22 protein-coding genes and 1 pseudogene are annotated in these 22309 nt (G+C 70.2%); 4 read left to right on the forward strand and 19 right to left on the reverse strand.

The genetic code is table 11. The features are described 5' to 3' along the window. From MKK54_RS01085 to pcaH, 6 genes are all read right to left on the reverse strand, one after another. Positions 1 to 131 (reverse strand): CoA-transferase (locus MKK54_RS01085; RefSeq protein WP_279597093.1); only part of this gene is annotated, 131 nt, incomplete at its 3' end. Continuing rightward, complete coding sequence (gene pcaD, locus MKK54_RS01090) at positions 128 to 1360, reverse strand: 3-oxoadipate enol-lactonase (protein ID WP_244008668.1); 1233 nt, start codon at positions 1358 to 1360, stop codon at positions 128 to 130. The genes pcaD and MKK54_RS01085, both read right to left, overlap by 4 nt. Further along, a complete protein-coding gene (locus tag MKK54_RS01095; RefSeq protein ID WP_244008669.1) occupies positions 1351 to 2736 on the reverse strand; it encodes an adenylosuccinate lyase family protein in 1386 nt (461 codons plus the stop codon). Before MKK54_RS01095 ends, pcaD begins: the two co-directional genes overlap by 10 nt. A 10-nt stretch (positions 2737 to 2746) precedes the next feature. Then, positions 2747 to 3577 (reverse strand): 3-keto-5-aminohexanoate cleavage protein, encoded by an 831-nt coding sequence (locus MKK54_RS01100; protein ID WP_244008670.1) that lies wholly within the window; start codon positions 3575 to 3577, stop codon positions 2747 to 2749. 43 nt (positions 3578 to 3620) lie between these two features. After that, positions 3621 to 4250, reverse strand: coding sequence for a protocatechuate 3,4-dioxygenase subunit alpha (gene pcaG, locus MKK54_RS01105; protein ID WP_244008671.1), 630 nt, complete (start codon positions 4248 to 4250; stop codon positions 3621 to 3623). A gap of 2 nt (positions 4251 to 4252) precedes the next feature. Then, on the reverse strand, positions 4253 to 4978 hold the full coding sequence (gene pcaH, locus MKK54_RS01110; RefSeq protein WP_244008672.1) for a protocatechuate 3,4-dioxygenase subunit beta: 726 nt from the start codon (positions 4976 to 4978) through the stop codon (positions 4253 to 4255). A gap of 523 nt (positions 4979 to 5501) precedes the next feature. On the opposite strand from pcaH, the gene MKK54_RS01115 reads away from it, so the two are divergent. Then, complete coding sequence (locus tag MKK54_RS01115; protein ID WP_244008673.1) at positions 5502 to 6380, forward strand: shikimate dehydrogenase; 879 nt, start codon at positions 5502 to 5504, stop codon at positions 6378 to 6380. A gap of 190 nt (positions 6381 to 6570) precedes the next feature. Then, complete coding sequence (locus tag MKK54_RS01120) at positions 6571 to 7905, forward strand: MFS transporter (protein ID WP_244008674.1); 1335 nt, start codon at positions 6571 to 6573, stop codon at positions 7903 to 7905. A gap of 5 nt (positions 7906 to 7910) precedes the next feature. On the opposite strand, the gene MKK54_RS01125 is transcribed toward MKK54_RS01120, so the two are convergent. Further along, positions 7911 to 8573, reverse strand: coding sequence for a TetR family transcriptional regulator (locus MKK54_RS01125; RefSeq protein WP_244008675.1), 663 nt, complete (start codon positions 8571 to 8573; stop codon positions 7911 to 7913). Positions 8574 to 8808: 235 nt separating this feature from the next. Here MKK54_RS01125 and aroQ point away from each other — a divergent pair, with 235 nt between their 5' ends. Then, the gene (aroQ, locus tag MKK54_RS01130) at positions 8809 to 9261 is read left to right on the forward strand and encodes a type II 3-dehydroquinate dehydratase (RefSeq protein ID WP_244008676.1); all 453 of its coding nucleotides are present in this window, start codon (positions 8809 to 8811) and stop codon (positions 9259 to 9261) included. 121 nt (positions 9262 to 9382) lie between these two features. Here aroQ and MKK54_RS01135 read toward each other — a convergent pair. From MKK54_RS01135 to MKK54_RS01170, 8 genes and pseudogenes are all read right to left on the reverse strand, one after another. Beyond that, a pseudogene (locus tag MKK54_RS01135) lies at positions 9383 to 9570 on the reverse strand (IS3 family transposase); the annotation flags it as partial. Between the two features lie 96 nt (positions 9571 to 9666). Further along, positions 9667 to 9948: a hypothetical protein gene (locus tag MKK54_RS01140; protein WP_244008677.1), complete on the reverse strand. Its 282-nt coding sequence runs from the start codon at positions 9946 to 9948 to the stop codon at positions 9667 to 9669. Positions 9949 to 10125: 177 nt separating this feature from the next. Next, positions 10126 to 10605 (reverse strand): DDE-type integrase/transposase/recombinase, encoded by a 480-nt coding sequence (locus MKK54_RS01145; protein WP_409564105.1) that lies wholly within the window; start codon positions 10603 to 10605, stop codon positions 10126 to 10128. Between the two features lie 483 nt (positions 10606 to 11088). Beyond that, positions 11089 to 11421 (reverse strand): hypothetical protein, encoded by a 333-nt coding sequence (locus tag MKK54_RS01150; protein WP_244008678.1) that lies wholly within the window; start codon positions 11419 to 11421, stop codon positions 11089 to 11091. 195 nt (positions 11422 to 11616) lie between these two features. Beyond that, positions 11617 to 12492: a 3-deoxy-8-phosphooctulonate synthase gene (gene kdsA / locus MKK54_RS01155; protein ID WP_244008679.1), complete on the reverse strand. Its 876-nt coding sequence runs from the start codon at positions 12490 to 12492 to the stop codon at positions 11617 to 11619. Positions 12493 to 12501: 9 nt separating this feature from the next. Further along, positions 12502 to 13008: a hypothetical protein gene (locus tag MKK54_RS01160; protein ID WP_244008680.1), complete on the reverse strand. Its 507-nt coding sequence runs from the start codon at positions 13006 to 13008 to the stop codon at positions 12502 to 12504. 39 nt (positions 13009 to 13047) lie between these two features. Further along, positions 13048 to 13494 (reverse strand): hypothetical protein, encoded by a 447-nt coding sequence (locus MKK54_RS01165; RefSeq protein WP_244008681.1) that lies wholly within the window; start codon positions 13492 to 13494, stop codon positions 13048 to 13050. Between the two features lie 107 nt (positions 13495 to 13601). After that, a complete protein-coding gene (locus tag MKK54_RS01170) occupies positions 13602 to 14897 on the reverse strand; it encodes an aminotransferase class I/II-fold pyridoxal phosphate-dependent enzyme (protein ID WP_244008682.1) in 1296 nt (431 codons plus the stop codon). 633 nt (positions 14898 to 15530) lie between these two features. Between MKK54_RS01170 and MKK54_RS01175 the strand changes: the two genes are divergently transcribed. Next, entirely contained in the window at positions 15531 to 17813 is a 2283-nt protein-coding gene (locus MKK54_RS01175; protein WP_244008683.1) for a Hint domain-containing protein, read from the forward strand. Between the two features lie 169 nt (positions 17814 to 17982). Here the strand turns inward: MKK54_RS01175 and MKK54_RS01180 are convergent, their stop codons facing one another. The 4 genes from MKK54_RS01180 to otsB all read right to left on the reverse strand — a co-directional run bounded on the left by MKK54_RS01180 (position 17983) and on the right by otsB (position 22190). Beyond that, complete coding sequence (locus tag MKK54_RS01180; protein WP_244008684.1) at positions 17983 to 19512, reverse strand: Do family serine endopeptidase; 1530 nt, start codon at positions 19510 to 19512, stop codon at positions 17983 to 17985. A gap of 88 nt (positions 19513 to 19600) precedes the next feature. Further along, entirely contained in the window at positions 19601 to 20341 is a 741-nt protein-coding gene (locus tag MKK54_RS01185; protein ID WP_244008685.1) for a DUF2459 domain-containing protein, read from the reverse strand. 14 nt (positions 20342 to 20355) lie between these two features. Beyond that, complete coding sequence (locus tag MKK54_RS01190; RefSeq protein WP_244008686.1) at positions 20356 to 21381, reverse strand: glucokinase; 1026 nt, start codon at positions 21379 to 21381, stop codon at positions 20356 to 20358. Positions 21382 to 21434: 53 nt separating this feature from the next. Next, positions 21435 to 22190, reverse strand: a complete 756-nt coding sequence (gene otsB, locus MKK54_RS01195) for a trehalose-phosphatase (RefSeq protein ID WP_244008687.1) — start codon at positions 22188 to 22190, stop codon at positions 21435 to 21437. Between the last annotated feature and the right edge of the window lie 119 nt (positions 22191 to 22309).

Consider the following 22309-nt stretch of genomic DNA (forward strand, 5'->3'; position numbering starts at 1 on the left):
CCCGAATCCCGCACCGCGTCGATCAGCGCATCCGGGATGCCGCACAGGCCGAAGCCCCCGCACATGATCGTCATGCCGTCCTTCAGCACGCCGGCCAAAGCCGACGTCGCGTCGGAATGTACTTTCTTCATGCCGTCCTCCCCATTTCGCCCGTCCCGTTCGCGGGTCCTTTGGTCTCGAGATCGTCCAGGCCTTCGCCGAGCACGTCCCGCACCCAGCGGAAGGCGCCGTTGGCCGCCGGAACGCCGGCATAGATCGCGGTCTGCAGCAGCAGGGCCTGCAATTCGCCGAGATCCACCCCGTTGCGCAGGGCCGGATCGATGTGGAGCTTGAACTCCTCCTCACGCCCCAGGGCGACCATCATCGCCAGGGTCACGAGGGAGCGCGTCTTCCAGGGCAGGCGCGCGTCGCCCCAGATCTCGCCCCAGGCGGTACGGGTGATGAAATCCTGCCAGGGCATCGAGAACCCGTCCGCCCGGTCCAGCGAGCGGGCCACGTGCGCTTCACCGAGGACGCTCCGGCGGTTCGCCACGCCGCTCGCGAACGGAACCGCCCCCGTCGCGACGGACGGCCCGCGATGGCGATCGAGGAAGCCGAGGAGATGCGCGCTCGCAACCTCGGCGCGCTCCACCGCGAGAAGGTGGGCCGCGCGCGGGATGACCACGAGTTCGGCCCAGCGGATGCCCGCGCAGATCTCCTCGGCCATGGCGGGGGGCGTCGCGGGGTCGTCGCGCCCGGCGATCACGAGCGTCGGCGCGGTGATCCAGCGCAGGACCGGACGCAGGTCCATCCCCGCGATGGCGCCGCAGCAGATGGCGTAGCCCGCATCGTCGGTGGCGACGAAGCCGTCGCGGACGGGACCGACGAGGTCGGGCGCGCGCTCGGCGAAGCCGGGCGTGAACCAGCGCCCCAGCGTGGCCTCGACGATGGCCCCCGTGCCCTCGGCCCGCACCGTGGCGGCGCGCTCGTTCCAGGATGCCTCGCTCGGCAGGTGGGCGGCGGTGGCCATCAGGGTCAGGCTGAGGACGCGATCGGGCTCGGCGCTGGCCAGCGCCTGGACGGTCATGCCGCCGAGCGACAGGCCGACGAGGTGCGCGCGGGCGATGCCGAGGGCGTCGAGGAGGCCGAGGAGGTCGCCCGCGAGGTCGCCGATGGAGGCCGGCTCGTCGCGGGTCTGCGATCCGCCATGGCCGCGCGTGTCGTAGCGCAGGATGCGGTAGCGGCCGCGCAGGGACGGCACGACGCCGTCCCACATCGCCATGCCGGTGCCGAGCGAGTTCGAGAAAGCGACCACCGGCGCGCCGCTCGGCCCCGACAGGTCGTAGTTCAGGAGGGTGCCGTTGATGGCGATCAGGGGCATGGGCGTGTCGCTCGTTCGGGGGTGTCGCGGGAGGCCGGGACGAGGCGCGCGATCTCCGCGAGCGCACGGTCGGTCGCCCTGGAGGCGGCCTTCAGGGACGGGGCGAGATCGAAGGCGGGGCCGAGATCGACGCCCTCCGTCTCGGGCATGGCGTCCAGCACGGACCGCAGATCGCCCCCGCCGTCCCGCACGGCGCCGGCCGCCGTCTCGACGAGGGCGTGGGAGGCCGCACCACCCAACGTCGCGGTGAGGTGTGCGGCGGCGGAATCCGCGAACAGCAGGCCGCGCGTGAGATCGAGGTTGGCGCGCATGCGGGCGGGATCGACCACGAGCCCCTCGGCGAGGGCACGCGCCTCCCGCAACGCACCGGAGGCGAGCCCGAAGAGCTGGGGCAGCGCGTGCCACTCCGCGTGCCAGGGCCCGGCCGGGCGCTCGTGGGCCGCCGGCATCGCATCGAGCAGGATCGCCGCATGCCCCTTGGCGGCGGCGAAGGCGGCCAGGATCACCGTCGCCGAGACGGGATTGCGCTTGTGCGGCATCGCCGAGGACCCGCCCCGGCCCGGCACGTAGGGCTCGGCGACCTCGCCCACTTCCGTGGAGGCGAGGCTCACCACGTCGGTGGCGAACTTGGCGAGCGCCCCCATCAGGCGGGCGAGCCAGGCTCCGGTCTCGACGATCCGGCCACGCCGCGCGTGCCACGCCACCGGATCGGCGTTCAGGCCGCACTCCGCCGCGAAGGCGCGCGCCACGGCCTCGTCCCGGTCGCCGAGGGCCGCCAGCGTCCCGACCGGGCCGCCGAGGGAGACGGTGAGCATCCGCTCGCGTAAGCCGTGACCTTGCTGCGCCACCTCGGCGAGGCCGAGGGCCCAGATGCCGGCCTTGTAGCCGAAGCTGATCGGCGCGGCCTGCTGCCCGTAGGTGCGCCCGACGCAGGGAGTCTCGCGATGCGTCGCGGCTAGACGCGTGAGCCCCGCCAGGATGGGCGCGAACTCCGCCTCCACGAGATCGAAGGCGGCGCGCAGTTGCAGGACGAGGCCGGTATCGGCGATGTCCTGGGTGGTCGCACCCTTATGGAAATGGCCCTCCAGCTCGGGCGGCAGCAGACGCCGAACCGCCTTCACGAAGGGAATGACCGGCACGCCCGCGAGCGCCGTGCCGCGCCCGAGGGCCGCCGGATCGAGGGCGCCGTGGGGCAACCCGTCGAGGGCCGTGGCGAGTCCCTCGGGCACGAGGCCGGCGGCGGCCTGAGCCCGGGCCAGGGCGGATTCCGCCCGGACCATGGCGGCGACGCGGGCCTCGTCGGAGAAGACCGCCCGCATGGCGTCGGTGGCGAAGAGTGGCCCGAGGAGGGCGGAATCGAGGGCCGAGAAGGTCATCGGCGGCGGATCACGCGGACAGGCCGAGGACGGTGCGGGCCTGGGCCGGGCTCGCCACCGTCCGGCCGTGGCGCGTCACCGCCTCGACGGCGAGGCCCACCAGTTCGGCGTTGCTCGCGGCGAGCCGATCCTTGGTGATGCGGATGTTGTCCTCGAGCCCGGTGCGGACGGCGTCCGCGCCGCGCGCCAGGGCCCAATCCATCACGGGCGCCTGATGCCGGCCGATGCCGGCGGCCGTCCAGGTCGCCCTCGGCAGCACCCGCCGCAATTCGGCGAGCAGGATGTCGAGGAGGTGTTCGTCGGCCGGCATCGCGTTCTGAACGCCCATCACGAACTGGACGTGGGGCCGGTCATCCATCAGCCCGGCTTCCACGAGGCGCTTGGCGCCGTGCAGGTGCGACAGGTCGAAGATCTCGATCTCGGGCCGCGTGCCGACGCGCTGCATCTGGGACGCCAGATCGTGCACGAGGGTGGCGTGGTTCTCGTAGACGATGGTGGGAAAGTTGACCGAGCCCGTCGAGAGCGAGGCCATGTCGGGGGCGTGCTGGAGCGAGAGGCCGCGGCTCGCCGGATCGCGCCCGCGCCCGCCGGTCGAGAACTGCACGATCATGCCCGGGCAATGCGTGCGCAGGCCCGCCTGCACGGCGGCGAACTTGTCGGGATCGGACGAGGAGCTCTCGTCCGCGTTGCGGACGTGGATGTGCGCGAGCGTCGCGCCGGCCTCGTAGGCGGCGTGGGTCGATTCGATCTGCTCGGACACGGTGACGGGCAGGGCGGGGTTGTCGGCCTTGCGCGGCACGGAGCCGGTGATCGCGACGGCGACGACGACGGGTTGACTCATGGCGTTTGTCTCCCTGAATTTTTTGACTTCGATCGCGGCGGTGTCAGACGTCGAAGAACACCGTCTCGGCGTCGCCCTGAAGGTGGATGTCGAAGACGTAGACGGTCGTTCCGTCGCGGGTCTCGCGCCTTGCCAGCAGCGTCTCGCGCCGGCTCGCCTGCTCGATGAGGTTGAGCACCGGGTCGGCGGCGTTGGCTTGCGTCTCGTCGGCGAAGTAGAGGCGGGTCTGCAGCCCGATATTGATGCCGCGCGCCACGATCCAGAGGTTGAGATGCGGCGCCATCGGCCGTCCGTGCCGGCCGACGACCGAACCCGGCTTCACCGTCTCGAAGCGGTAGAGCCCGGTCTCGAAATCGGACCCCGTGCGGCCCCAGCCGCAAAGGGCGGGGTCGGCCGAAGCGTGGCGCGGGTCGGCCGGGTGCGCGTAGCGCCCGGCCGCGTCCGCCTGCCAGACTTCGATCAGCACGTCGCGGACGGGCTCGTTCGCCCCGTCGAAGACGCGGCCCTCGACGAGGATGCGCTCGCCCTGCGCGTCCGGGCCGGCGAGCACGTTGGAGAAGGACGTCTCGAAGATCTTGAACCCGGCCTGATGCGGGATCAGCCCGATATGGACATAGGGTCCGGCGGTCTGGGACGGCGTCTCGGGAAGCCGAGCGGGCAGGGGCTGGACCATGGTCAATTCCCCTGGAGCTTGTTCTCGAACACCGTCGATTGGCGTCCGCGCAGCACGATGTCGAAGCGGTAGGCGAGCATGTCGAGGGGGATCGCCGCGTCGAGGTCGAGGGGGGCGATCAGGCGCTCGGCCGCCGCCCGGTCCGGGATGCCGAGCACCATCGGATCGCGCCAGATCAACGGATCGCCCTCGAAGTACATCTGCGTGATCAGGCGCTGGGCGAAGCCCGAACCGAACACCGAAAAGTGGATATGGGCGGGGCGCCAGGAATTGAGGTTGTTGCGCCACGGGTAAGGTCCGGGCTTGATCGTGCGAAAGACGTAGTGGCCGTCCGCGTCCGTCAGGGTCCGACCGCATCCGCCGAAGTTCGGATCGATGGGCGCGAGGTAACGGTCGTTGCGGTGCCGGTAGCGCCCGCCCGCATTGGCCTGCCAGAACTCGACGAGGGTGTGGGGCACGCCGCGTCCGTGCTCGTCGCAGACCCGCCCGGTGACGATGATGCGCTCGCCGATGGGCTGGCCGTCCTGGGCGTAGTTCAGGATCAAATCGTTATCGAGGGGGCCGATCGCATCGTGGCCGAAGGTCGGCCCGGTCACCTCCGAGAGCGAGTTCTGGAGCGACAGCAAGGCCCGGCGCGGCGCGCGCAGCACGCTGGTCTTGTATTCCGGCGTGAAGGCGGGCGGATGGACCCTGCGGTCGCGCTGGAGGAATTCACGGTGCTCGGCCATGGATTCGTTTCGTCCCTCTGCTTGTGGAACCCGGCCGCGTTGCGCGTGTCTCGGGAGATCGATGACTTGAGATTGCCCCGTGCGTTCGGGCGACGTTTTCCCGCGTGTCGAAGGGCCAGCGCGGCCTGTGGCCGGATCGGCCGGGGCCTGTCAGACGCGCCCGAATCGCGGAACCGATTCGGTCCGGCGCATCGGCATGCGGACCGAACGGCCCCGTGGCTCTGGATGCCTCATCTCGCTCTCGCGCTTCTATCCCGATGAAATCATGACTGTTTTCCGCCGGCCGAACATTGAGGATCGTCCGAGGCACAATCGCTGTTGACATGAACGTACTAGTTTGTTCATTAGCAATCAAGTGGGCGAAACCAATCAAGCCCTCCCCCAGGCAACGTCAGGAAGCAGGCATGCGCGGATCTCCGCCGGGCCATTGCGCGCCCCATCCCATCGCGGCCCCGCGAGGGTTCGCCCTACCCGCGTCGTGCCGACGCCCGACGGCAGGCTCCGGACCACACGGAGGTCTGCGATGATCGAGACGCACGAGCGTCCCCGCCACCTCGTCGGGCTGATCGGGGCCGGCATCCAGGCCTCCCGGACCCCGGCGCTGCATGAGTGCGAGGGGGCGGCGAACGGCCTGAACCTGCTCTATCAGCGCATCGACCTCGACCGGCTCGGCCTCGGGCCGGACGATCTGCCCGACCTGCTGCGAGCGGCCGAGCGCATGGGCTTCTGCGGCCTCAACATCACCTACCCGTGCAAGCAGGCGGTGATGCAGCACCTCGACGATCTCTCGCCCGACGCGGAGGCGCTGGGCGCCGTCAACACCGTCGTCCTGCGGGACGGGCGCCGGACGGGCCACAACACCGACTGGTGGGGGTTCGCCGAGAGTTTTCGGCGCGGTCTGCCGGGTGCGGCGACGGCTCGCGTGGTGCAGCTCGGCGCCGGGGGCGCGGGGGCGGCGGTCGCCCATGCCCTCCTGACCCTCGGCGTCGGCGAACTCTGCCTCTCCGACATCGATCCGGCCCGCGCCGAGGCGGTGGCGGAGAGCCTCAACGCCCGGTTCGGAGCGGGCCGGGCGCGCGCCTGCGGCGACCTTCGCGCCGACCTGGCGGCGGCGGACGGCCTCGTCCACTGCACGCCCACCGGCATGGCCAAGCATCCGGGCCTGCCCCTCGAGGCCGGCGTCCTGCATCCGGGGCTCTGGGTGTCCGAGATCGTCTACTTCCCCCTCGAGACGGCCCTCCTGCGCGAGGCGCGCCGCATCGGCTGCCGCACCCTCGACGGCGGCGGCATGGCGGTGTTCCAGGCCGTGGAAGCTTTCCGGCTGTTCACCGGCGTGACCCCCGATCCCGCGCGGATGCAGGCGCACTTCACCCAGATGTGCCCGGACGTGGCCGGCGCCTGAACCGGGCGCGGGGCAGTCCCTCGCCGGGGACTGTCCCGGCGCGGTCACGCGCGTGGCGACGTGCCGCCGACGAGACCCAAGAACTCTTCCGAGCCGCGAGGGGAAGCGCGCCCGCGCCGAACGAGCCTCGGACAACAACAAAAAAACAGAACATCGCCGCCGCATCGCCGGCGCTCAGGAGGAAACGCCCATGTCATTCGGTGCCACGAATCCGCACGTCGGTGCGGACCACGCCGTCGTCCATTCCGGAGCCTCGCGAAAGGCGGCGCTCGCGAGTTGGCTCGGCAGCGCGGTCGAGTATTACGACTTCTTCATCTACGGCACCGCCGCGGCGCTGATCTTCCCGAAGCTGTTCTTCTCGCCGGACAACCCGCAGGCGGCGGCCATCGCATCGTTCGCCACCTTCGGCGTCGCCTACATCACCCGGCCCGTGGGCGCCGTGGTCCTGGGGCATGTCGGCGACAAGTTCGGACGCAAGAAGGTGCTCACCTTCACCCTGCTGCTGATGGGCATCTCGACCTTCCTCATCGGCTGCCTGCCGACCTACGAGCAGGCGGGCATCCTCGCCCCGACCCTGCTGGTGCTGGCGCGCCTGCTTCAGGGGATCTCGGCCGCAGGCGAGCAGGCGGGCGCCAGCTCGATGACCCTGGAGCACGCCCCACCCGACCAGCGCGCCTTCTATACGAGCTTCACCTTGAGCGGGACGCAGGCCGGCCTGATCCTGGCGACCCTCGCCTTCCTGCCGATCTCGGCGATGCCCGAGGAGCAGATGCTCTCCTGGGGCTGGCGCATCCCGTTCTTCTTCAGCCTGGCCGTCGTCGCCGTCGGTTTCTGGGTGCGGCGGACCCTGCCGGAAACCCCGGCCTTCGAGGAGGAGCGGCACGAGCACACGGCCACCGAAGCCCCGGTCGTGGCCCTGTTCCGCCACCAGTGGAAGGACGTGCTGCGCGTGGTGCTCGCCGCGACCATCGCGGTGGTGAGCACGATCTTCACGGTCTACACGCTGTCCTACGCGGTCAACACCATCAAGCTGCCGCGCCCGACCATGCTGACGCTGCTCATCCTCTGCAACGTCGTGGCGCTGGTCGCGATCCCGCTCTGGGCCAAGCTCGCCGACCGCATCGGGCGCCGGCCGGTCTTCATGTTCGGCGCGCTCGGCTGCGCGGCCCTGATCTACCCCTACCTCTGGGCTATCGCCCAGGCCGACGTCACGCTGATCTACGTCTTCGGCCTGATCCTGTCGGGCGTGGTCTACAGTGCAGCCAACGGCATCTGGCCGTCCCTGTACTCGGAGATGTTCGATACCCGCGTGCGGCTGTCGGGCGTCGCCATCGGGACCCAGCTCGGCTTCGCCATGGCCGGGTTCGCGCCGAGCATCGCCGCCGCGGTGCAGGGAACGGGCAGCGATGGTTGGATGCCGGTGGCGATCTTCGTGACGATCGTCTGCCTCGTCGCCGCCGGCTCGATCTTCACGGCGCGCGAGACCTACCGCACGCCGATGCAGGATCTCGGCTGGAAGGGCTGACCCCCTCAGCCGATCGTCAGATAGCGGATGACGGCGTCGCCGATCATCCGCTTGTGGCGTTCACGCGCCGCCGGATCGGCGAAATCCACCTGGAAGATCGCCTCGAACGTATGCCGGTTGGCCACCCGGAAGAAGCAGAAGGCGCTGATCATCAGGTGCAGATCGACCGGATCGACCCCCGGCCGGAACAACCCGGCCTCGCAGCCGCGTACCAGGACCGCCCGAATGGTCGCGATGATGCTGAGGTTCATGTCCCGGATCACCGAGGATCCGGCGAGGTGCTCGGCCTTGTGGATGTTCTCGATGCCGACGAGGCGGACGAAATCGGGATGGGCCTCGTCGTAGTCGAAGGTCATCTCCACCAGTTGCCGGATCGCGGCCTCGGGATCGAGGGCGTCGAGGCGCAGCGACTCCTCGATGGCCCGGATCTCGGCATAGGCCTGCTCCAGCACCGCGAGATACAGACCTTCCTTGCTGCCGAAGTAGTAGTAGATCATCCGCTTCGAGGTGCGGGTCTTCTCCGCGATGGCATCGACCCGGGCGCCGCTCAGGCCATTGCTGGAGAATTCCGCCGTGGCCACCGTAATGATGTCGGCCTTCGTCCTGTCGGGATCATTGGTACGGGGTCGGCGGCCGGACGGCTTCCCGCCTGTGTTGACGGCATCCATTTGAGGAAACTCATGACGCTGGGAAACGCGGAGACGGTGGGCGGATTACGATGACGCCTGCATTGATCCACCCGTGCGGTTTTCGCAAGTCGCGGCCCGTGGCGGTTCCTCGCCACCGGGAGTCACCGCATGCAATCTCTTATCGAAATGATGCTTCACCATGCACGTTCAAGGCGAAGGTGTGGCACGCCCGTCCCCGCTACGCTGTCACCGCGATTCAACCAGGAGGCTTGCCATGAACGACACGATCCTAATCCTCAACGGACCCAATCTGAACCTCCTCGGCAAGCGCCAGCCCGAGATTTACGGTCATGAAACCCTGGCTGATGTCGAGGCGCGCTGCCGGGCCGAGGCCGAGGGGTTCGGCCTAACGATCGCGTTCCACCAGAGCAACGCCGAGCACCAGATCATCGACTGGATCCATGAGTATCGCGTCGGTTCGGCCGGCATCGTCATCAACCCGGCGGCCTTCACCCATACCTCGGTCGCGATCCTCGATGCGCTGAACGCCTGCGAGGTGCCCATCGTGGAGTGCCACATCTCCAACGTCCACAAGCGCGAGGCCTTCCGGCACCACTCCTACGTCTCGCTTGCTGCAACCGCCGTGATGGCGGGTTTCGGCACCCACGGCTACGTCCTGGCCGTTCGTCATATCGCCCATCTGACTGCACGAGGGGGCGCGTCCTGAGGTGGCGTGCCTCCATTTGGTGGTCCGTGTTTGAAGTCAGTGCAGCTTCGGGTTGGAGGTGACCCTGTTTGTGGTCCACGGACGATGCAAGGTCTCGGGCTATGACAGCTTGGTTGGCGAAGGCTCGGGCATGATAGCGTGCTTCCGCCTCGGCGCGAGGTACCGGGCCGTCTGTCCGAGAAGCCCCCGTTGGTTGAACCAGTCGACCCATCCAAGGGTAGCATACTCGACAGCCTCGAAGGACCGCCACGAACCGCGTCGATGGAATACCTCGGTCTTGAACAGGCCGATCACTGTCTCGGACAGCGACGGGGGACCACATACCGAAGCCTTCACCCGACATCGATTGCGGGATTGTTCACGAGCCCGCAACCGTAAATTCGATCCTGCCCGACCTTGAGGTTGTTATCTGCCGCCCCCGCCACCGCTTCCGGTCGAGCCGATGCGGGAGGGTTGGCCTTCGTTCCCGGCAGCAGCCGAGTCATTGGAGATGCCGTCTGCGGCCCGGCCAGTCGGCGAATAGGTCATCGCACCCTCTTCACCGGACGAGCCCGGCTGACGGGTCACGACGCCCGGAGCGCCGGGCGGAACGATCACGGTGGTGCTGGTCGGCGTCTCGATCACCTGAGCACAAGCAGGGGTTGCCAGTGCAAAAGCGGCGAGAGCGGAGAATGCAAACTTGACCATGTAGAACTCCTGACAAGAACGATGCGGCAGGACACTCCTGAGATCTGCAAGAACTCTGATTGCGCGCGATTGATCCATTGGCGTTGACCCCGTTCGTGGTCCACGGCCTATGCAAGGTCTTGGGCTGTTTGAGGGTCTCCCGGATTTTGGTCCGACCGAAGGTTAAGCCTCCGGGTCTCATTCAGCGGCCTGCTCGGCCGCCGCCAAGGCGAATTCCTGGAGCGTCAGCCCCCCAGGGCTGTGTGAGGACGGCTCTCGTTGTACTGCCGCCGCCACGTTTCGATGTTGCTCCGCGCGTCGGCCAGCCGAGAACCAGTTCGCGTTCAGGCCCTCGTCGGGAAGGCCGCCGTTGAAGGACCCGACCAGCGCGTTGTCGGTCGGCTTGCCAGGGCGCGACTTGCCGGGGCGCGAGAAGTCTAGCGTGACGCCGTTCTCGTAGGCCCAGCGGTCGAGCGCCTTCGAGACGAGTTCCGGCCCGTTATCGACCTGAATCGCACGGGGTGCTCCGAGCAGCAGCGCCAAGCGGCAGGCCACGGCCGCCACCTGCTCGCCCTTGATGCCCCGGTCGACATCAATTGCCAGAGCCTCACGTATGAAGGCGTCGACGACCGTGAGGGCCCGCAGCCGGCGGCCGAGCGCGTCGGAGACGAAGTCCATCGACCAGCACTCGTTCGACCGCAGCGCGCCGGCTGACGCTCGCAATGGGCTGCGCTAACCTGCCGGTGCAGCCGCTTGAGTCGCGGGCTGAGGCCCTCATCCCTGTATCCGCGACCTGCGTCCGGTCTCGGCCTGCTTCAGCGCGAAGGCGATCTGCTCTCCGGTGAACTACTCTTCTTCACGGCTCCGCTCCTCTCGTCAGAGGCTCACAAAACCGGAAACCTCGCAATCGGCCGGACCAAAGCGACAGGGGACGTCAAAAGCCAGCAGCCCGCGCAGGCGCTGTATCGCAGGTAGATCCTGAGGCCGGGCGTGGTCCGGTCATAGAGGCCGACAACCGTTCGGAATACGCGGATCATGACGTTTGACGGCCGCGCTACGATGGCAAAGCACATACCATCGTGGCGAGCCTGGAAACCGTCAGAGTGCCGGAAGCCCCAACCGTATCGAAGCACGGCCAGCCCTCAGATGCTGGAAACCGTATCAGTAACCGTAGCCGTAGGCAGGGGCGCCGTAACCATAGGCCGGACGGGCATAGCCGTCGCGGTAATAGGCGTCCCGTGCCGCGCCGGCCGCGATGGCGCCCGCAGCCAGACCGGCGATGCCAAGTCCGACCGCCGCACCGGTCCCGATACCGCGACGACGGCCGCCATAGGCGTAGCCGCCCCGTCCGTAACCACGGCCGCCATAGGCATGGCCATGTCCGTAACCGCCATGGCCGTAGCCGTGACCGCGCGGGCCGGCCTCGGCCGAGGTGGCGGCGGCGAGGCCACCGAGCGAGAGGGTCAGGGCGGAGATGAGGGCGAGCTTGCGCATGGAATCCTTCGGCGTTCGAGGGCGTATTGGCTCATCCAACGTCAAGCTGCCGCGATCGTTCCCGTTGAGAGGGCGCGCTCGGCACAATACCCGAGCCGCATCATCTGGTTCGGTTCAGGTTCGCCGACGCCCTCATGGCATCGGAACGCCGCCCTGTTCCGGCGAATTCAGCCCGGGACTAGGCTCGAGCGACGTCTAAGCATCGCCCTTTCGCGCCTTTGCCAGACGATCGAACGCCTGAAGCTCGGCGAGCAGGGACGGCATCGCCTTCAGCGGCACCATGTTGGGGCCGTCCGAGGGGGCGCGGTCCGGATCGGGATGCGTCTCGACGAACAGGCCCGCGACCCCGACCGCCACGGCGGCGCGGGCGAGCACCGCCACGAACTCGCGCTGCCCGCCGGAGGTCGCGCCCTGGCCGCCCGGCTGCTGCACCGAGTGGGTCGCGTCGAACACCACCGGGGCGCCGGTGACGCGCGCCATGATGGGCAGGCTGCGCATGTCCGAGACCAGGGTGTTGTAGCCGAAGGAGGCCCCGCGCTCGGTGACCAGCACGTGGGGATTGCCCGCGCCCGTCACCTTGGCGGCGACATGCGCCATGTCCCAGGGGGCGAGGAACTGGCCCTTCTTCACGTTCACCACCCGCCCCGTGGCGGCGGCGGCGAGCAGGAGGTCGGTCTGCCGGCAGAGGAAGGCCGGAATCTGGAGCACGTCGATCACCTCGGCGGCGGGCGCGCACTGCGCGGCCTCGTGCACGTCGGTCAGCACCGGCAGGCCGAAGCGCGCCTTGATCTCGGCGAAGATCGGCAGCGCCCCCGCGAGCCCGAGGCCGCGCGCGGTGGAACCGGAGGTCCGGTTCGCCTTGTCGAAGGAGGCCTTGAACACGAGGCCGATGCCGAGGCGGTCGGTCATCGCCTTCAGGGCGTCGGCGATCTCGATCGCGTGGTCGCGGCTCTCGAGCTGGCACGGGCCGGCGATCAGCGCGAAGGGCAGGTGATTGGCGAAGGCGACCGGTCCGGCATGGACGACGGCGGTCTCGGGCGAGGCGATGTCGGGCGAGGTGATCTCAGGCATGGGGCCGGTCTAGCCCGCCCCGGCCGCCGCGAAAAGGCCGGCCCGCCGGCGAAGCGCCGGGCTCGGCACCAGGATGCAGCGGGTGCGCACGTCCACGAAGGGGTCCGTGTCCGGTGCCGTCTCGCAGCGGAGGGCCGCACGCCCCGCCCGACCCTGCCGCGGGCGCCCGGTGAGCAGCGCTTCCTGATGCAGGGCCAGGGCCAGGGTCTCGACCGCTTCGGCGCTGGCGCCGGTGAGCGCCTGCGCCGCCAGTCCGATCAGCCCGTAGAACGGACGTCCCGGCTCACGCGCCAGCGCGGCGAAGACCATCCGGCGCGGTGCCCGGCAGTCGAGGCTCATGCGCTCCGCATCGGCCGCGCGGAACACCGCACGGGAGCCGTCTCGTCCTGCGAGCGAGGCTCCGGTCGCGCGGATCATTCGCGCCGTCAGCGCGTCGCAGGCATCCGCCGCCAGGGCGGGAGGGACCGGGGCCAGGACGAGGAGGCACAGGGTGGCGAGCCGAACGGGAAACGTCATGGGTCAGATCTACCGCAGGCCACGGGGAAGTCCCAGACCTCAACGCCTCCGGTCGATCGATCCGGTCGTCTCGCCCCGGCAGGCCTCGTGGGCATGCGAGCGCAGCACGCGCGGCAGGTGGACCGGGTGCGCGCCGGCCTCGTCCTCGAAGGTTCCGGTCAGGGCGTCCGGGGTGGCGACGCCCTCGAAGTGGAGGGCGCCGGCTCCGGTCTCCACCGCGAAGGTGATGGCGTGGGTCGCGTCATCCACGGTCATGTCACCGGCCGCGAGGGGGCCGGATTGCTCCGCCCCCTCGTAGGTGAGTCCGTCGCCGTTCGGCGAGCGGCGCAGGATGACGCGCTGCCCGACGCGCGTTCCGCTCTCCGGCTGGGTGCAGAGGTCGGCGTAGACGAAGGTGCCCGTGGTCCAGGCCGGCTTTGCCAACGCCGGACGCGCGACGCCGAGGAGCACGAGGCCGGGCAAGGAACCAACGAAGAGAGCGAGCAAGAGACCTGTGTCGGTCCGTCGCCATCTCGCCCGTGTCACCATCGCGTCGCCTCCCCGGATTCGCCCGCATCATCCGGCGCGTCTTTTTCCGGATTGCGACGGACGCCTCATGCGACCGTGCGCTCGCGCACCCGATGCTCCGCATCGAGCGATGCAAGAAGGATGCAGAGGGCGATGCCCTCGGCCGCCATCGTCACGTCGTCGAGGCTCGGGAAGGTGGGGGCGAGGCGCAGCACGCTGTCCCGCGGGTCGCGGCCGTAGGGCGAGGTCGCGCCGGCGGGGGTCAGGGCGATGCCGGCCTCCTTGGCGAGGCGCACCACCTCGGTGGCCGTGCCGTCGCGGGCCTCGACGGTGATGAAGTAGCCGCCCTCGGGCCGGGTCCAGCGCGCCGCGCCGGTGCCCGAAAGATGCCGGTCGAGGGCCTCCTGCACCGCCGCGAATTTCGGCGCGATCAGCGCCCGGTGCGCATCCATGTGGGCCTGGAGGCCGGCGGCGTCGCGCAGGAAGCGCACGTGGCGCAACTGGTTGAGCTTGTCCGGGCCGATGGTCTGCTTCGACGAGCGGGCCAGGAACCAGCGCGTGTTCTCGGGCGAGCCCGCGAAGGTCGCGAGGCCAGCGCCCGCCAGCGTGATCTTCGAGGTCGAGGCGAAGAGGAAGGGCCGGTCCGGATGTCCCGCCTCGGCGCAGGCGGCCAGGATGTCCCGCACCGGGTGGCGCTCGGCGGTGAGGTGGTGCACCGCGTAGGCGTTGTCCCAGAACAGGCGGAAATCGGGGGCGCCGGTCTTCATCGCGGCGAGCCGCCGGACGGTCTCGTCGGAGTAGATCTCGCCCGAGGGGTTGGCGTATTTCGGCACGCACCACATGCCCTTCACGGCCGGATCCGTGACGAGTTCCTCGACGAGGTCCATGTCGGGGCCCTGACCCGTCATCGGCACCGGGATCATGCGGATGCCGAATTCCTCGCAGAGGGCGAAGTGGCGGTCGTAGCCCGGCACCGGGCAGAGGAAGACCGGCGCCTCCTCCTTCGACCAGGGCCGCTCGGAGCCCGGCACGCCCTTCAGCAGCGCCCACACGATGGTGTCGTGCATCAGCGCGAGGCTCGAAGTGCCGCCGACCACGATCTGGTCGGCCGGCGCGTCGATGAGGTGGGCGAACAGGGCGCGCAGCTCGGGCAGGCCCTGCTGGCCGCCGTAGTTGCGGGCATCCTCGTGGGCCGCGGTGGTGTAGTCGCCGTTGCCCGGCAGGGCGAGCATCCCGGAGGCGAGGTCGAGCTGCTCGGGCGCCGGCTTGCCGCGCGTCATGTCGAGCTTGAGGCCCCGCGCCTTGAAGGCATCGTAGGCGGCCTTGGCCTGCGCGCGCAGGTCGCCAAGTTCGGCCGTGCTGCGGTCGGCGATCGTCGTCATGGTGTCTCAGGTCCATATGGAGCCGCGCGGGCGGCGAGCGGGGCGCACCATGACGCCTCGGCGCCCCCGCGTCACCCCGCGCCCGCGCGCGGAATCCGGTTTCGGCCCGAAATCCGGCCGTGTCGGGGGAGCAAGAACGGCCGCGTCACGGCCGGACACGCCGAGCCACATGTCCGAGCCAGGGGGGCCTGGGTTCACCGTCCGTACCGCGCATAGGGCCGCGCATACGGCATCCGTGTCGAACGGGCGGTCGGGGCCCTGCGATGATCGATGACGAGCAGCGGGGCCCGGACCGCATCGGCGCGTCCCGATCGTGTGACGAGGCAGGATCGCGAGATCTCCTATTCAGTCTCGTCGAAGCGAACCCATCGTTCGACCTCATCGCGGATCACTATCACTCTCGTTCGGATGTTTTGTCCCGCTGTACTGCCGTCAAAGACTTGATCCAATCAACGCGGATCAGTTCATCGATCAAGATGAAACCGCGATCTGATCTGTGGCAGAATCGACGCACTCATCCATCAGAATCAACTATGCTGTGTATTTATGGTTCTCTAACCTAATTCAGCTTGTCATGAAGGATTTTGAGGGAACGAGAGCGCCGAGATCGGTGCGGCCCGGCAGGATACGATGATGACCATCACGAGCGCTTCGACGGCGGCCGACGGGACACAGGGCAACGGCAACAGCGCGACCACGATAACGGGATCTCAGGTCTCGGCAGACGGGCGCTACGTCGTCTTCACGAGTGTCGCCACCAACCTCGTGACCGGCGATGCGAACAGTCAGCAGGACATCTTCCTCAAGGATCTGCTCACCGGCGCGGTCACCCTCGTCTCCGTGGCGAGCAGCGGCACACAGGGCAACAGCAGCAGCACCAACCCCTCGATCTCGGCCGACGGCCGCTACGTCGCCTTCACGAGCAATGCCACCAACCTCGTGGCCGGAGACACGAACGGCACGAGCGACATCTTCGTCCGGGACCTGACCGCCGGCACCACCACCCGTGTCTCCGTCGCGAGCGACGGAACACAGGGCAGCAGCAGCAGCACCGCCGCCGCGATCTCGGCCGACGGCACGCACGTCGTCTTCCAGAGCAATGCCGGCAACCTCGTGGCCGGAGACACGAACAACGCGAGCGACATCTTCGTCCGAAACTTGACCGCCGGCACCACAACCCGCGTCTCCGTCGCGAGCGACGGAACACAGGCCGCCGGCGCCAGCACCACTGCCTCGATCTCGGCCGACGGCACGCGCGTCGCCTTCCAGAGCAACGCCGCCAACCTCGTGTCCGGCGACACGAACGGCACGACCGACATCTTCGTCCGGGACCTGACAGCCAGCACCACCACCCGCGTCTCCGTCGCGAACGACGGATCACAAGCAACCAGCAGTAGCAGCACCGCCGTCATCTCGGGTGACGGCACGCACGTCGCCTTCGCGAGCGCCGCCAGCAATCTCGTGTCCGGCGACACGAACGGGACGACCGACGTCTTCGTCCGGGACCTGACCGCCAGCACCACGACCCGGGTCTCCGTCGCGAGCGACGGATCACAGACCAGCACCGGCAGCAGCATTGCCCCCTCGATCTCGGCCGACGGCACGCGGGTCACCTTCTCGAGCACCGCCACCAATCTCGTAGCCGGCGACACGAACGGCACGACCGACGTCTTCGTCCGGGACCTGACTGCCGGCACCACCAACCGCGTCTCGGTCGCGAGCGACGGATCGGAGGCCACCGGCAGCAGCACCAATTCCTCGATCTCGAGCAATGGTTCGCGGGTCGCCTTCACGAGCACCGCCACCGATCTCGTGGCCAACGACACTAACGGTGTAGCCGACGTCTTCGTGGCCGACGCGGTCTGCTACGCCGCCGGCACCGCGATCCGGGTCACGCGCGACGGGACCGCGCGCGACGTGCCCGTCGAGGATCTGACGGTGGGTGACATGGCCGTGACCGCCTCGGGCCAGCACCGCCCCATTCGCTGGCTCGGCCAACGCGCCACCGACTGCGCCCGCCACCCCGAGCCCCGCAAGGTCCGGCCCGTGCGCATCGCCGCGGATGCCTTCGGACCGGGCAAGCCCGCCCGCGACCTCCTGGTCTCGCCCGCCCACGCGATCTGCGTCGACCTGATGGGCGAGGTGCTCATCCCCGCCATCCGCCTCGTCAACGTCACCACCATCACCAAGGTCGCGGTCGAGCACGTCACCTACTGGCACGTCGAACTCGACGGCCACGACATCCTGCTCGCCGAGAACCTGCTCGCGGAGAGCTACCCCGATTGCGGCCACGATGCCTGCTTCGCCGATGCCGGCGTCACCGACCGGGCAGCGCTGCCCGATATCCGGCCCGAGGGGCCGCTCGCGTTCTGCCGCCCGTTCCACGAGGCGGGCGCGCTGGTCGACCTCGTGCGCGCCCGGCTTGAAGAGCGCGCCAGGGGGCTCGGCTGGTCGCTGATCGACGAACCGCTCGCCGGCTTGCGCCTCGTCGCCGACGGGCGGGTGATCCGTCCCGGTGTGCGGGGCCTGACCGCCCGCTTCGTGCTGCCGGCGGATGCGCGGGATGTGCGCCTCGTCTCCGACACCAGCGTGCCGGCCCACGTCCTGCCGGGCTCCTCCGACGACCGGCGCCTCGGCGTCTCGCTCTCCGCCCTCACCCTGGACGACGGCCTGACAGGCGCGCGGGAGATCGCGCTGGACGATGCACGCCTGGCGCAAGGCTTCCACGCCCTGGACGCGAACGGCGCGACGCGCTGGACGGACGGCGCGGCGGTCCTGCCGGCCGACCTCTGGGCGGGCTGCGAAGAGGTGGTCTTCCTGCGGGTCGAGCTGTCATCCGCCGCCCTGCCGCGCTGGGTCGGGCCGCGCGAAGCGGCCGGCGTGGCCGAGCTAGCCGACTTCCGGCGGCGCGCCTGAGGACCAAGCTTCGTCCCGCTTCCCCAAGATGGCGGAGCCGTCGCGCGGCGCCTCAAGCTCGCCGCGATCTGCGCGTCGCGTCCGATCGCGCATGCGGGAACGCCGGCCCGTTGATACGGGCCGGCGTTCTGTCCGGTCGGATCGATGAAGGCGTGGTCGGCGCCGGGGATCAGCCGGCCTTGTTGAGGGCGACCGCGACGAAGCGGGTGATGCCCTTCGCGTTCTTGACCCGCATCAGCACGGCCTTGCGGCCGCTCGTCTCGGCGGAGCGCACGCGCTCGGCGACCTCGGAGGGGCGCGAGACGCTGGAACCCGCGACGTCGAGGATGATGTCGCCCTGCTCGATGCCCTTGGCCGCCGCCGGACCGTCGGGATCGACCTCCATCACCGCGACGCCCTCGGAGCCGGCACCGACCTCCGAGGCCGGGGCGAGGCTGAGGCCGAGGCGGGGCTGCCCGTCCCGGGCGGAGCCCCGGTCGATGCCCGCCACCTTGGTGTCGTTCGGCAGGACGCCGAGTTCCACCGTCGCGGTGTCGGACTTGCCGCTGCGCAGGTAGGTCAGCTCGACCTTGGCGCCCGGCTTGATGCCGGCGATCTTGCGGGACAGTTCCTTGGCGTCGTTGATCGGGCTTCCGTTGACCGACTCGATGACGTCGCCCGACTTCAGGCCCGCCTTCGCCGCCGGGGTGCCGGCCTCGGCGTGGTCCACGAGCGCGCCCTTGGCCTTGTCGAGGCCGAGGCCGTCGGCGATGTCCTTCGTCACCGGTTGGACCTGCACGCCGAGATAGCCGCGCGCCACCTTGCCGTCGGCCCGCAGCTGGTCGACCACCGCCTGCACGGTCTCGGCGGGAATCGCGAAGGCAAGGCCGACGCTGCCGCCGGAGGGCGAGGCGATCGCGGTGTTCACGCCCACCACTTCGCCGCCGACGTTGAAGGTCGGGCCGCCGGAATTGCCCTTGTTGATGGGGGCGTCGATCTGCAGGAAGTCGTCGTAGGGGCCGGCGCCGATGTCGCGGCCACGGGCGGAGACGATGCCGGCCGTGACGGTGCCGCCGAGGCCGAACGGGTTGCCGATGGCCACCACCCAGTCGCCGACGCGGGGCGCCGACTTGCTGAGGGAGACGTAGGGGAAGGTGCCGCCGTCGCTGATCTTGAGGAGCGCCAGATCGGTCTTCGGGTCCTTGCCGATGACCTTGGCGTCGAGGGTGCGGTTGTCGTCGAGGGTCACCTGAACGGACTTGGCCTTGTCGACCACGTGGTTGTTGGTGACGACGTAGCCGTCCGCCGAGATGATGAAGCCCGAACCCATGGCGCCGCGCTGGCCCTGACGCCGCGGGCTCTGACCGCCGAAGCCCTGGCCCTGGCCCGGACCGCCCTGGCCGAAGCGCTTGAAGAACTCGCGCAGCTGCGGGGGCACCTGCTGCTGGCCCTGACCGGGACCGTCCTCGTCGTCGGAATCAGCGCTGTCGTCGAGCTTCACCTTCACGGCGACCACGCCCGGCTTCACCTTGTCGACCACGCTGGCGAAGGAGCCCGGCGGGTGGTCGGGGGTCTCGATCGGGTTCTTGGAGAGGGACTGCGCGTAGGCCGGCGTCGCCGGCTGGGTCAGGCCGATTCCGGTAGCGCCCGTGGCGACGAGGGCGGCGACGGCAACGGAGGCGAGGGCGTTGCGGCGCAGACGGTTGGGCTGAATGGACATCAAGATCTCCGGATCGGGGGGCCGCGCCGTCGGCGGGCCGTGGCACGGTTTGTAGGGGGCGCCGCCTGACCCGCGCGTGGCGCCAGGATTACGGTTTGGACAGGTTCGCGCCCGGCAGCGGGCTCAAGCCGGCACGCCAGCGCAGGTCGAGGAGCAGACCCGCCGGATGGGTGTCGAGCACCGGAGTGACCGGCAGGCCCGCGGCGCCGAGCAGGCGCGCCGCCCAGTGGTTGCAGACATTGGCGTAGGAGAAGCGGCCCTCGCCTTCGTAGAACAGGCTCGGCCCGTAGAGGCCCGGGCCACCCGCGACGGGCCGGCCCTCGGTGAGGCGGAAGCTCGCCTCCAGCCGGGCCAGCAGCCGCGCGAGGCCGGCGCGCGAGACCCGCACGGGCACGATCTCGGAATGGGGGAAGCTGTCGCGCGCCGGGCGCTCCAGGCCCACCACCTGGACCACGCCCGGCCGGCCGCCCGGCGTGAACAGGGCTTCGAGGGCGAGGCCGGCATCGAACTGCGCCAGGGTCGGCGTCGCCCGGTAGAAACGCGCCTCGCCCCAGCCGAATTCGAGGTCGGGATAGGCCCTGAACCGCGTCGCGATGTCGGCCAGCGCCGGGCCGCCGCCCGCGCCCGTCAGGACGGCGCGCGGCAGGACGAGGCCGGAATGCCAGCCGTGCGAGACCAGGGCGACGGTCTCGCCGTCACCCCCTTGCGCCGGATAGAGGGCGGAATCGCCGGGCCGCGCCGTCAGCAGGGCCGCGAGGGCGAGAAATCCGAGAAGGGCGGCGAGAAGGGCTATGAGTGTCGCCAGGGCGGCGCCGAGCCGGGCACGCATCCCGGGTCCGGCCGTCAATCCGCCTGCCAGACCTGGCCGTGATAGAAGAACCGGTCGGGCTGGCTCGCCAGCGCCGCGAGGCCGGTCAGCGCCGGGTCGTGCACCGCGATGACGCTGGTGGGGATCACCCGCATCTGGTCCACGAAGGGCGGCTTGTGCTCGAAGGCCGCGCGGAACGGCCCCCGCTGGAGCACGTCCAGGATGCGGGGGGCGATACCGCCGCCGATATAGACGCCGCCCGTGGCGAGGAAGGTGAGCGCGAGGTCGCCGCAGACCCGGCCGAGGAACTTGGCGAACAGGTTGAGGGCGGCGGCCGCGTCCGGGTCGGCGCCGGAGAGGCCGGCCTCGGTGACGGCGGCGGGGTCGAGGGGCGCGGCATCCGTGCCGGTGCGCAGCCGGTGCAGGCCCGCGTGCAGCCGCGTCAGGCCGGGGCCGGAGAGCAGCGCCTCGACGGTGACGCGGCCCTCGACCCGCTCCAGGTGCGGCCAGAGCGCGTGCTCGGCCTGCGTGCTCGGCCCGAAATCCACGTGGCCGCTCTCCGTGGAGACGATGAGGAGACGCTCGCCCACGGGGAGCAGGGCCGCCGCGCCGAAGCCGGTGCCGGGGCCGAGCACGAGGCGCGCGCCCTGGTCCCCTTTCCGGCCCTCCTCCCGGTGGGGGCCGATGGGGGTCAGCTCGGAGGGGCTGATCCCGGCCGCCCCCGCCGCCACGGGCACGTAATCGTTGACCACGACGGCGCGCGAGAGCCCGAAATCCCGCCCGATCCGGGCGCCCTCGATCACCCAATCGGCATTGGTGAGCCGCACCGCCGGCCCGTCGACCCGGGCCGCCACCGCGAGGATGGCCGAGCGCGGGGCCGGGCCACCGCCCGTCTCCGTGGACGCTCTGTCCAGGGAGGCCCGGATGGCGGCGCTGGGGTCGGGGTGGCCGGCCGTCTCCTCGCGCGAGAGCAGGACCGGCTCGGCGCCGGCCTCGGGCACCAGCGCGAAGCGCGCGTTGGTGCCGCCGATGTCGCCGACGAGGACGGGAAATTCGAACATGCGCGCCACTTCCGTCATGCGCCCGGCGGCCCGGGCTGGGGAGGGGAACTCGGTCAGGCCGGCGGCAGGTCGTCGGGGTCGATGGCCGCGCCGTCGGCCCAGGCGTAGAGCAGGCGGCGCACGTCGTCGGGATCGGCGAGCCGGCGGGCCGCGATGGTCTCGGCCCCGCCGACGCGGACGCTGACGCCGCCGGTCTCGTTGACCACCGCGAAGGCCTTCTCGTCGGTGAGGTCGTCGCCGAAGAAGATCGCCCGGCGGCCCGCATAGGGCGGATTCTGCCCGAGCGCCCGGATGGCGTGGCCCTTGGTGGCGGAGGCGGGCACGATCTCGCCCACGGCCTTGCCGAGCTGGAGCCGGTAGGGGGTCCCGAGGGCGGCGGCCGCGGCCTTGACCGCGTCCTCGGCGGCGGCGGCGTCGCTCGGCGTGGCGAGGCGCCAATGCACCGCCACGGAGGCGCCCTTGTCCTCGATCAGCACATGTTCGAGGTGGGCGACCGCCGCGTGCAGGGCCGGCACCTGGGCGCGCAAAGCGGGGTGATCCGCGGCGCTGCCGCCCGAGACCACGCCGTCGACCCGACGCTCGACCCCGTGCAGGCCCGCCACGTCGAAGCGGGCGGGCGCGAGGAAATCGTCGATCACCGCGATGGGACGCCCGGTGACGATGGCGAGCGCGCCGCCGAGCCGGGTGCGCAGGCGCTCCAGGGCGGGCGCCAGGGCCGGATCGACCCGCACCTGGTCGGGCTTCGGCGCGATCTCCACCAGGGTGCCGTCGAAGTCGAGATACAGGGCGAACGCGGTGGGCTCGGTCACGCGGGATGGTCCCTTCGTCTGATCCGGGCCTGCGCTAGCACGCCTCGCGCCAAGGGAAAACGGGAGAAGGGAAAACGGGGGGCTGGGACAGAGGCGGGCGCGGCGCGTTGCCCTATCTC

Source organism: Methylobacterium sp. J-068 (assembly GCF_022829445.1).
In the GTDB taxonomy this organism is placed as follows: domain Bacteria; phylum Pseudomonadota; class Alphaproteobacteria; order Rhizobiales; family Beijerinckiaceae; genus Methylobacterium.

Excerpts from the sequence above, each read along its gene's own strand:
- MKK54_RS01095 (WP_244008669.1), bottom strand. The coding sequence starts at position 2,736 with ATGACCTTCTCGGCCCTCGATTCCGCCCTCCTCGGGCCACTCTTCGCC.
- MKK54_RS01190 (WP_244008686.1), bottom strand. The coding sequence starts at position 21,381 with ATGTTCGAATTTCCCGTCCTCGTCGGCGACATCGGCGGCACCAACGCG.
- MKK54_RS01160 (WP_244008680.1), bottom strand. The coding sequence starts at position 13,008 with ATGACGTTTCCCGTTCGGCTCGCCACCCTGTGCCTCCTCGTCCTGGCC.
- MKK54_RS01150 (WP_244008678.1), bottom strand. The coding sequence starts at position 11,421 with ATGCGCAAGCTCGCCCTCATCTCCGCCCTGACCCTCTCGCTCGGTGGC.
- kdsA (WP_244008679.1), bottom strand. The coding sequence starts at position 12,492 with ATGCCTGAGATCACCTCGCCCGACATCGCCTCGCCCGAGACCGCCGTC.
- MKK54_RS01170 (WP_244008682.1), bottom strand. The coding sequence starts at position 14,897 with ATGACGACGATCGCCGACCGCAGCACGGCCGAACTTGGCGACCTGCGC.
- MKK54_RS01140 (WP_244008677.1), bottom strand. The coding sequence starts at position 9,948 with ATGGTCAAGTTTGCATTCTCCGCTCTCGCCGCTTTTGCACTGGCAACC.
- pcaH (WP_244008672.1), bottom strand. The coding sequence starts at position 4,978 with ATGGCCGAGCACCGTGAATTCCTCCAGCGCGACCGCAGGGTCCATCCG.
- MKK54_RS01180 (WP_244008684.1), bottom strand. The coding sequence starts at position 19,512 with ATGTCCATTCAGCCCAACCGTCTGCGCCGCAACGCCCTCGCCTCCGTT.
- MKK54_RS01125 (WP_244008675.1), bottom strand. The coding sequence starts at position 8,573 with ATGGATGCCGTCAACACAGGCGGGAAGCCGTCCGGCCGCCGACCCCGT.
- pcaG (WP_244008671.1), bottom strand. The coding sequence starts at position 4,250 with ATGGTCCAGCCCCTGCCCGCTCGGCTTCCCGAGACGCCGTCCCAGACC.
- pcaD (WP_244008668.1), bottom strand. The coding sequence starts at position 1,360 with ATGCCCCTGATCGCCATCAACGGCACCCTCCTGAACTACGACCTGTCG.
- MKK54_RS01175 (WP_244008683.1), top strand. The coding sequence starts at position 15,531 with ATGACCATCACGAGCGCTTCGACGGCGGCCGACGGGACACAGGGCAAC.
- MKK54_RS01100 (WP_244008670.1), bottom strand. The coding sequence starts at position 3,577 with ATGAGTCAACCCGTCGTCGTCGCCGTCGCGATCACCGGCTCCGTGCCG.
- aroQ (WP_244008676.1), top strand. The coding sequence starts at position 8,809 with ATGAACGACACGATCCTAATCCTCAACGGACCCAATCTGAACCTCCTC.
- MKK54_RS01120 (WP_244008674.1), top strand. The coding sequence starts at position 6,571 with ATGTCATTCGGTGCCACGAATCCGCACGTCGGTGCGGACCACGCCGTC.
- MKK54_RS01115 (WP_244008673.1), top strand. The coding sequence starts at position 5,502 with ATGATCGAGACGCACGAGCGTCCCCGCCACCTCGTCGGGCTGATCGGG.
- MKK54_RS01185 (WP_244008685.1), bottom strand. The coding sequence starts at position 20,341 with ATGCGTGCCCGGCTCGGCGCCGCCCTGGCGACACTCATAGCCCTTCTC.
- MKK54_RS01145 (WP_409564105.1), bottom strand. The coding sequence starts at position 10,605 with ATGGACTTCGTCTCCGACGCGCTCGGCCGCCGGCTGCGGGCCCTCACG.